The organism is Delftia sp. CH05 (genome assembly GCF_009827015.1).
GTDB classification, from domain to species: domain Bacteria; phylum Pseudomonadota; class Gammaproteobacteria; order Burkholderiales; family Burkholderiaceae_C; genus Comamonas; species Comamonas tsuruhatensis.
This window is the reverse complement of record NZ_WUMG01000099.1, coordinates 1-2118: the sequence shown is the minus strand read 5'-3', so window position 1 is coordinate 2118 and position 2118 is coordinate 1. Positions and strand designations below refer to the sequence as shown.

Below are 2118 nucleotides of genomic sequence, written 5' to 3'. Positions count from 1 at the left end.
GGCGGCGGAGGTGGCTTGGGGGCCTCGGGCTCGGGCGCGGGTGGCGAAATGAATTCCGCGATCACCTGGGCTGGCACGATGACCTCTTCGGGGGCGCGCTGGAGCAGGCCATGCTGCATCGCCCAGAGGGTTGCTGCATGCAAGACCACGACCGAACCCGCGATGGCCACGTTACGGCCAAGGCCCCCGGGGGGGCCAAAACGATCAGACTGGGACATAGAGACAGAAGGAGCTGACAGCGGATAGGTGCCGGGTGCTGTCGCTCGGAAGACGGAGTATCAGCTGCGCAGGATCCACCAGGTGCATGTAACGACGAGGATCAGGCTGCCGACAAGTGCTGAGAGGAGGACCATGCTTTGCTCTCCAGGATATTGTTGGCAAGCTGGACGGTCTGGGCCGCGATCTCGTTGTGTATGGCCGCCACGGGCTGGGTTGCGCAGCATTGCGCCACCACATCCCGGGCACAACTCTCGCACCGGCCGCACTGCATGGCGATACCCAATTCGAATTGGATTTCGTCAAAGCTCATGCCAGCGTGAGCGTGGCGTGCGATCTCACGGTCGGAAACCCGGCGACATACACAGACGATCATGGCTACAGGCAGTAATGGCTGGCTATTGATGAGATGAAAAATTATAAATGAGAATTCATCGCATTTGCAATTCTTGGTTGTCTGTAGGGCTGTATGGCCTTGCGCTTTACTCGGTATCCAGCAGTTCCACAGTGGCCTGCGCGAGGGTTGCACAGCCTGTCAGGGCCATGGCGACCTCCAGTTCGTCGCGCAGCAGCCTCAGTACGTGGGCCACGCCAGCGGCACCTGCATTGGCCAGACCCCAGATTATCGGGCGGCCTATCAGCACAGCCGTTGCACCGAGAGCGATGGCCTTGAGCACATCGGTGCCTCGCCGTATGCCGCCGTCGGCGAGCACAGGGAGCGCATGGCCCGAGTTGCGCAAGGCCTTGGTGACGCGCGGCAGTGCGGTGGCCGTTGCGGGAACGGTATCCAGCGTGCGTCCCCCGTGGTTGGAAACAATGATGCCTGCCACGCCCGATCTCGCCGCCTGCAGCGCGTCAGCCGGATGCAGCACCCCCTTGAGCAGCACTGGCAGGCGTGTCTGCTGCTGCAGCCAGGCAACGTCATCCCAGGTGGGCGCATGCTGCAGCAGGCCGTCGAACAGTGCGCTCTGGTCCGATGCGAGCCGGACGGCCGGAGATGGAGCCAGGCCCTGCAGATTGACGGCAGAAATGCCGGCGGGAAGGCTAAAGCGCGCGCGGCGTTCACGGTCCCTTACGCCGCTGGCGGGGGCGTCCACCGTCAGCACCAGTGCTTCGTAGCCTGCCGCCTCGGCCCGTTCGATCAATTGCCTGGTAAAGCCCCGGTCGTGCTGCAGGTACAGCTGGAACCATAGCGGCCCGCGGGTCGGCGTGAGCTGTGCGGCCTTCGCCACAGTCTCCAGCGGCAGGCTGGCCTGGGTGCTGAGCACCATGCCCGCGCCCAGCGCCGCAGCCGCATAGGCTGTTGCAAGCTCTGCGTCGGCATGCGCCATTTGCTGGAAGGCCATGGGGGCGACCAGCAGGGGGCAGGCCAGCTCTCGCCCCAGCAGTTGCAGCCGTGTGTTTCCCCCTGCAAGAGGCCTGAGTACGCGTGGCCACAACGTGAGCGCATCCCAGGCGCTGCGGTTGGCGGCAAGGCTGTGCTCATCGGCCGCGCCGCCCGAGAAGTAGGCCCAGGCGTTGTCGTCCAACCGCTGCCGCGCCTGGATCTCGTGGTCGGCCAGATTGATGATGCCGTCGGGAACGGCTTGCAGTGCGGGCACTTGGCTCATGGCATTGGAGGGTGGGCGATGGCGCATCGCCGGTGGCAGACATCCGGAAAAAAGAAAAGCCGGCCCATGGGCCGGCTTTCATCCGTGGGGCAGGCCCGGGGATTACTTGACGTGCTTGCCGATCAGGCCAGCCATCTCGAACATCGAGACTTGGGGCTTGCCGAACACTTCCTTGAGCTTGGCATCAGCGTTGATCATGCGCTTGTTGGCAGCGTCTTGCAGCTTGTTGGCCTTGATGTAGACCCACAGCTTGCTGATGATCTCGGTGCGGGGCAGGGGGGTGGAACCCACC

Annotated in this window: 3 protein-coding genes and 1 pseudogene; all 4 read right to left on the bottom strand. The window is 64.0% G+C overall.

The features are described from left to right. Window positions 1-218: pseudogene (locus GRX31_RS31005) on the bottom strand (energy transducer TonB); the annotation flags it as partial. Between the two features lie 101 nt (window positions 219-319). Beyond that, window positions 320-592 carry a (2Fe-2S)-binding protein gene (locus tag GRX31_RS30325; RefSeq protein ID WP_016448321.1) on the bottom strand — a complete coding sequence of 91 codons (273 nt, stop codon included), beginning with the start codon at window positions 590-592 and terminating at the stop codon, window positions 320-322. 106 nt (window positions 593-698) lie between these two features. Beyond that, window positions 699-1826 (bottom strand): alpha-hydroxy acid oxidase, encoded by a 1128-nt coding sequence (locus GRX31_RS30320; RefSeq protein WP_160856249.1) that lies wholly within the window; start codon window positions 1824-1826, stop codon window positions 699-701. A gap of 102 nt (window positions 1827-1928) precedes the next feature. Further along, a partial coding sequence (locus tag GRX31_RS30315; RefSeq protein WP_272918465.1) for an SWIB/MDM2 domain-containing protein occupies window positions 1929-2118 on the bottom strand: 190 nt, incomplete at its 5' end.

Bases quoted from the DNA above. Each gene is read 5' to 3' on its own strand.
- GRX31_RS30320 (WP_160856249.1), bottom strand. From the start codon at position 1,826: ATGAGCCAAGTGCCCGCACTGCAAGCCGTTCCCGACGGCATCATCAAT.
- GRX31_RS30325 (WP_016448321.1), bottom strand. From the start codon at position 592: ATGATCGTCTGTGTATGTCGCCGGGTTTCCGACCGTGAGATCGCACGC.